The 6,377-nt window shown below is 70.0% G+C and carries 7 protein-coding genes; 6 read left to right on the forward strand and 1 reads right to left on the reverse strand.

What is annotated here, in order from left to right:
* Positions 1 to 66 precede the first annotated feature (66 nt).
* From ACFFGE_RS08715 to ACFFGE_RS08725, 3 genes are all read left to right on the forward strand, one after another.
* Positions 67 to 978: a lipid A-modifier LpxR family protein gene (locus tag ACFFGE_RS08715; protein WP_376835923.1), complete on the forward strand. Its 912-nt coding sequence runs from the start codon at positions 67 to 69 to the stop codon at positions 976 to 978.
* 43 nt (positions 979 to 1,021) lie between these two features.
* A complete protein-coding gene (gene mtgA, locus ACFFGE_RS08720) occupies positions 1,022 to 1,768 on the forward strand; it encodes a monofunctional biosynthetic peptidoglycan transglycosylase (protein ID WP_376835924.1) in 747 nt (248 codons plus the stop codon).
* Positions 1,769 to 1,902: 134 nt separating this feature from the next.
* Positions 1,903 to 3,558, forward strand: coding sequence for a pilus assembly protein TadG-related protein (locus ACFFGE_RS08725; protein ID WP_376835925.1), 1,656 nt, complete (start codon positions 1,903 to 1,905; stop codon positions 3,556 to 3,558).
* Here the strand turns inward: ACFFGE_RS08725 and ACFFGE_RS08730 are convergent, their stop codons facing one another.
* A complete protein-coding gene (locus ACFFGE_RS08730; RefSeq protein ID WP_376835926.1) occupies positions 3,559 to 4,521 on the reverse strand; it encodes an isopenicillin N synthase family dioxygenase in 963 nt (320 codons plus the stop codon). It lies immediately after the preceding gene.
* A gap of 152 nt (positions 4,522 to 4,673) precedes the next feature.
* On the opposite strand from ACFFGE_RS08730, the gene ACFFGE_RS08735 reads away from it, so the two are divergent.
* The 3 genes from ACFFGE_RS08735 to ACFFGE_RS08745 are packed head-to-tail and all read left to right on the forward strand — an operon-like array spanning position 4,674 to position 6,166.
* Positions 4,674 to 5,342, forward strand: a complete 669-nt coding sequence (locus ACFFGE_RS08735) for a YiaD family glycine zipper/OmpA-like lipoprotein (protein WP_376835927.1) — start codon at positions 4,674 to 4,676, stop codon at positions 5,340 to 5,342.
* A 55-nt stretch (positions 5,343 to 5,397) separates the two neighbouring features.
* Positions 5,398 to 5,553 (forward strand): hypothetical protein, encoded by a 156-nt coding sequence (locus tag ACFFGE_RS08740; RefSeq protein ID WP_376835928.1) that lies wholly within the window; start codon positions 5,398 to 5,400, stop codon positions 5,551 to 5,553.
* 13 nt (positions 5,554 to 5,566) lie between these two features.
* A complete protein-coding gene (locus tag ACFFGE_RS08745) occupies positions 5,567 to 6,166 on the forward strand; it encodes a NeuD/PglB/VioB family sugar acetyltransferase (protein WP_376835929.1) in 600 nt (199 codons plus the stop codon).
* Positions 6,167 to 6,377 lie beyond the last annotated feature (211 nt).

Raw genomic sequence — 6,377 nt, forward strand, 5'->3', positions numbered from 1 at the left:
GCGTCAGATGACGGCGGCCCATTAACGGGTTAGGATCACCTGACGCCATCGGACTGGGGAGGCCGCATGCGCGCCGTGTGGACGGCAGTTCTGGGAGGGGTCGTCGCCCTGGCGGCGACGGGCGCCGCGGCTCAGTCCGCGGACGGCGCACGGCCTTATTTCGGAAGCGCGGCCCGGATCAGCAATGATTTCGACGACGGGGCGCCGCGCCGCCCGGCCCGCCCGTCGGGCGACCCGGTCGCGGACCTGATCGTGCGGCTGGACGTCGAACCGACCTACATCGCCCGCGCCGGAGCGCCGTTCGGGGCCCCGATCGAACCCCTGTCGCCCATGACCCCCCGATCGGACGGCCTGGCGACCGCGACCCGCACGCGCGAGGTGTTCCTGGGCGGCGACGGCTTCACCGATCGCCTGCGCCTGACCAGCCAGGGCGCCTTCCGCCGGGCCGACGGGTCGCCCCTGCCGCCGACGCCGCAATTCGCGGGCGCGATCGATGATGAGCGGGTGGCGCTGAACTATCGTCGCGGCTGGGACGCCGCGCGCGGCGAGACCCCATCCGGCCTGGAGGTGACGCTGACGCCCCACGCCGGGGTGGACTTCAGCGACGGGCAGGGCGCGCTGGAAGCCGGGGCCACGCTGCGCATCGGCGAGAACCTGGACGACATGGTGCGCGACGGCGGCGAGGCGTTCGGGGACCGCTCGCGCTGGTATCTGTACGCCGCCGGCTCGGGCCGCGCCGTGGGCTACAACTGGGCCCGCACGCGCGACGGCGACTACGCCCGCTCCGGCGTCAGCCACGACTCGGGCGCCTTCCTCGGCGACGCATCGATCGGCATGGCCTGGCGGCGAGGCGCGGTGCAGAGCTCGGTCGGCGTGGTCTATCGCGAGATCGACGCCTCGGAGCTTCGCGGCGAGGGCTTCGACAAGGACGTCAGCGAAGGTCTGCTGGCCTTCCAGTTCTCGATCAAGCCGGAATAGCGGCCGACTTGCCTCGCGCGCGTCGCCGCGCCAAAGCTTGACCATGACCGCGCCCGAAGCGCCCGACGTTCGTCCCGAGCCGCGTCCTGAAACGCCACCGCCCGCGCGCCGCCGCCCAGGCCTGCGGCGGTGGCTGTCGATCGCCCTGGCCGCGGCCGTCTTCCTGCCGCTCGGGGGCGTCGTCGTTCACCGCTTCGTGCCTCCCCTCACGACGGTGCTGATGGTCGAGCAGACCTTCAAGGGGCGTCCCCAGGATTATCGCTGGCGATCGCTGGACCGGATCTCGCCCCGTCTGGTCCGCGCCGCCATCGCCGCCGAAGACGCCAACTTCTGTCGCCATGAAGGCTTCGACTTCGAGGCGATCCGCGAGGCGCTGGACGCCAACGCCGACGGTCGGCGGATGCGAGGCGGCTCCACCATCAGCCAGCAGACCGCCAAGAACCTGTTTCTGTGGCCCGGCCGCGACTGGGTCCGAAAGGGGCTCGAGGCCGGCTACACGGTGCTGATCGAGGCCTTCTGGCCGAAGCGGCGGATCATGGAGGTCTATCTCAACGTCGCCGAGTTCGCGCCGGGGGTCTACGGCGCCGAGGCGGCGGCCCGGCACTGGTTCGGCAAATCAGCCGACGAACTCACCGCCCGCGAGGCCGCGCGGCTCGCCGCGGTGCTGCCCAGCCCCCGCCGCTATGACGCCGCCCGGCCGGGGCCCTACGTCCGTCGCCGCGCCGGGCGGATCCAGGCGGCGGCGAACACTGTGGCGCGCGACGGCCTGGACGCCTGCGTGCTCCGGTAAGGGCGCGCCGGGGTAAACCCGGATTAACCCGCCTCGCTGGTCATTCCTTAAGCGTGGGGTCGGCAAACTCCTCCTCCGGGCCGGAGCGCGCGTGGTCGTGCGCCCGTCACCGACGGCTCAAGGGGACGAGGACGATGGTTCGCAGGGCGAAGGATCGGGCCGGACGCGGCGGCCTGCTAGGACGTCTGGCGAAGGCGCGGGACGGCGGCGTGGCCATGATGTTCGGGCTGGCGCTGCCGCCGCTGATGATGATGACCGTCGCGGGCGTGGACATCCACCGCGCCGCGACCGTTCGCGCCAGTCTGCAGGACGCCCTGGATGCGGCGGCCCTGGCGGCGGCGCGGTCCCAGTATATCGACGCCGAAGGGGTGACCCGCGTCGGGATGGCCTCGTTGCGCGCCAACATGCAGAATTTCGAGGGTGTGACGCTCGAAGAGACGGCGACCAGCTTCACCCTGTCGGAAGAGGGGGTGGTCACCGCCCGCGCCAAGGCCAACGTGGACGCCGTGATCGCCGACATCGTCCTGCCGCCCTACGGCCAGGTGCTGGACGACCAGTTGCCGGTCACCGCGAGCAGCGAGGTCATGAGGTCCAACAACCGCGTCGAGGTGGCGCTGGTGCTGGACAACACCGGCTCCATGGCCGGCACCAAGCTCACCAACACCAAGGCCGCCGCGATCGACCTGATCGATCGCCTGGCCGCGGCGGACGCCCGCACCGTCGAGGACGACGCGGTGCGCATCTCGCTCGTACCCTTTTCGATGACCGTCCGTGTGCCGACAAATAACGGCGCGCGGCCCAGCTGGATGACCAACGACGGGAACCACACCGGCGGGCATGGTCAGTACGGCATCTTCAACGGGGCGGTCGGCCGGTTCGACCTTTTCGACGACCTGGGCACCCGATGGGGCGGCTGTGTGGAGGCGCGGGCCCAGCCCTTCGACATCCGCGACACGGCTCCCTCGACGGCGAACCTCGCCACGATGTTCGTGCCGTACTTCGCGCCGGACATTCCCGACAACGACTACTCCAAGGACAACACCTGGAAGAACTGGCGCAACGTCGAGGCCAACGACTATGTCGACGACGGCGTCAGCAACAACGGATCTGACAAGTTCAACAACAGCACGGCCAGGACGGAAGCCTGGTTCAACCGGCTGAAATACCACCACAAGTACGACAACTCGCCGAGGGGGGCCCTGACCACCTCGTTCGGCCCCAATCGGGGCTGCGATCTACAGCCGCTGATCCGTCTGACGGACGATTACGCGGCGCTGCGCACCGCCGTGAACAACATGACCGCGACCGGCAACACCCAGGTGCCGCTGGGCGCCATGTGGGGCTGGCACACCCTGTCGCCGAACGCGCCCTTCAGCGACGGCCGCCCCTATGGCGAGGAGCGGCTGCTGAAGATCATGATCCTGATGACCGACGGCGAGAACGTCCTTAGCGACACCAGCAACCCGAACGATTCCACATACAACGCCCAGGGCTACGTCTGGCAGGGACGGCTTGGGATCACCGGCGGCAGCAATGCCCAGCGCCGAACGGCTTTGGACAATCGGCTCGATCACCCGACCGCCGGGCGCGAGGACCTGTGCGGCAACATGAAGGCCCAGGGCATCATCATCTACACCGTCGCGGTGCAGGTGGACTCCCAGGCCCAGGCCTTGATGCGTCGCTGCGCGACCTCCGACGACCACTACTTCAACGTCAACAGCGCCTCGGCGATCGGCGACGCCTTCGACCGCATCGCCGGCTCGATCGAGAACCTCAGGATCACCCGCTGATCAGAGCAGTCGGATCTCGCGCAGCCGCTGCAACAGGTAGTCCTGCGCCGTGATCGGCTCCGGATAGCGGTTCGGCCGGTCGGTGCTGACGCAGGACGGCAGGGTCGCGATCTCGAAGTCCGGGTTGAAGTGCAGGAAGAAGGGCGTCGAATAACGGGCGAAGCCTCGCCGCTCGGGCGCGGGATTGACGACCCGGTGCGTCGTCGACGGCAGGACGTGGTTCGTCAGCCGCTGCAGCATGTCGCCGATGTTGACCACCAGCGCGCCCGGCGGCGGCGCGATGTCCAGCCAGCGGCCGCCCTTGTCCTTCAGCTGCAGTCCCGCCTCCTCGGCGCCGAGCAGCAGGGTGATGACGTTGATGTCCTCGTGCGCGCCGGCTCGCACGCCGGGGGCGTCCGCCGGGATCGGCGGATAATGCAGCAGACGGAGCACGCTGTTGCCCATGTCGACCTTGTCGGCGAACCAGTCGGCCGGGAGATCTAGATAAAGGGCGATGGCCCGCAGCAGATCGGCGCCGAGGCGATCCATGGCCTGGAACATGGCCTGGACGTGCGGCTTGAAGGACGGAACCTCGTCAGGCCAAAGGTTGTCGCGCATCATGGCGCGATAGGGATGGCCCTTCGGCAGGTCGCGCCCGGTGTGCCAGAACTCCTTCAGATCGACCACATCGGCGTCCTTGGCCGCCTCCTGGCCGAAGGGCGTGTAGCCGCGCGCGCCGCCCGTGCCCGGCTCGTGGTACTTCATCTTGGTGTCGGCGGGCAGGGCGAAAAAGGCCTTGGCGTCGTCCACCGCCGCCTGGATGGCGGTCATGTCCAGGCCGTGATCGGCCACCACCGCGAAACCGTATCGGGCGAAGGACGCGCCAAGGGCGGCGGCGAGGCCGGCCGGATCGGCGGCGTAGTCGGCCATGGACACGGGGGCGATGGCGCTTTGCACGGGATGCGGGGCGGGTTGGGCGGTCATCGGGCTACCTCTCGAACGACGTCCTCATAGTCTCCCGGTTCCCATGACGCCAGATCGCGGCCCCTTGCGCGGGGGTCGCCACGCGCGGCAAATGGAACCTTGGCGGTATGTGTCGCGTTGCCCGCCCGACAACCTAGCGAGGGGACCTCCAGATGCGCCTGAAGCTCATGACCACCGGCGTCGCCATCGCGGCGCTGCTCGCCGCCTGCACCACCACCGATCCCTACAGCTCCACGCCGCGCCGCAACAACACCGCGACCGGCGCCCTGGCCGGCGCCGGCATCGGCGCGCTGCTGGGCTATCTCACCAACACCTCGGACGGCGAGCAGGGTCGCCGCAACGCCCTCATCGGGGCCGGCGTGGGCGCGCTCGCCGGCGCGGGCGTCGGGGCCTACATGGACCGTCAGCAGCGCGCGCTCGAGGCGGAGCTGTCCGGCACTGGCGTCGGCGTCGCGCGCCAGGGCGACAATCTGATCCTGCGCATGCCGGCGGATGTCACCTTCGCCACCAACTCCTCCAGCATCGATCCGCGCTTCGACGCGACCCTGCGCGACGTGGCGGGCGTGCTTCAGGAGTACGACCGGTCGCTGGTCGATATCGTGGGGCACACCGACTCCACCGGCGGCGACGCGATCAACCAGCCGCTTTCCGAGCGTCGCGCCGCCTCGGTGGCCCAGACGCTGATCAACTACGGCGTCATGCGCGAGCGGCTCTATGTCGCCGGCGTCAGCTCGCGCAATCCGGTGGCCTCCAACGATACGGCCGAGGGTCGTCAGCTGAACCGTCGGGTCGAGATCCTGATCCGTCCGTTCACGGGCTGATCCGCCTTGCCAGACCGCCGTTCGTCGTGCTTCGTTTCCCCTCGCGGGGGAACGGATGCACGACGAATCGGGCGACATGGTCGAGGGGCTGAAGCTGACGGCGATCGCGGTTTTGTGCGCCGTCGTCACCGCCGGCGCCGTGATCGGACTGTCGCAGGCGTCCCGCCCCGCATCCGACGGGGCTGTGGTCGAGGTGTGGCTGGGGCGATGAGGCCCTCGGCCCCGTGATCCCCGAGGAACCGCTCGTCATTCACGGCGCCGGCGGCCATGCGGCCGTGGTGGCCCAGGCCTGGATGGCGGCGGGCGGCGTTGTGGCCGCATTCGTCTCGCCCCAGCCCCCGACCGCCGCGCTGCCGGCGCCGTGGTCGGAGACCACGCCCGGCGAGCACGGCCTGCATCATCTCGGCTTCGGCGAGCTTCAGCGCCGTCGCGAGGCGGCGGGGACTCTGGTCTCGATCCGCTGGGGGTCGGTGATCGATCCGCGCGCCGTCGTCAGCGATGGGGTGACGATCGATGCGGGCGCCTTCGTGGCCATGGGCGCCCTGATTCAGGCGCGCGCCCGTATCGGGCGGCATGCGATCGTCAACACCGGGGCTGTGGTCGAGCACGACGTGGTCGTCGGCGCCTTCAGCCATGTCGCTCCAGGATCGGTGCTGCTGGGCGGCGTGAGCGTGGGCGACGGGGTGATGGTCGGCGCACGCGCCGTCGTCTTGCCGGGCCTGCGGCTGGGCGACGGCGCGGTGATCGGGGCGGGCGCCGTGGTCACCCGGGACGTTGATCCTGGAGCGCGGGTCGTGGGCGTCCCGGCCCGATCGCCCGCCTGACGTCGCCTGATTGATCGAAGCGGAAAGGAAAAGCCCCCGGATCGGTGATCCGGGGGCTCCAGGTCGTGTCGGAGAGCGGGCCGAAGCCCGCGCTCTTGCTTTAGAAGTTGATGTCGATGGTGGCGCGGCGGTTGAGGGGTTCGCGCACGCCGTCGGCGGTGGGACGGGCGAGTTGGGTTTCGCCGCGGCCGTCGAGGGAGATGACGCCGCC

Origin of the sequence: Brevundimonas balnearis (assembly GCF_042434805.1) — a bacterium.
GTDB classification, from domain to species: domain Bacteria; phylum Pseudomonadota; class Alphaproteobacteria; order Caulobacterales; family Caulobacteraceae; genus Brevundimonas; species Brevundimonas balnearis.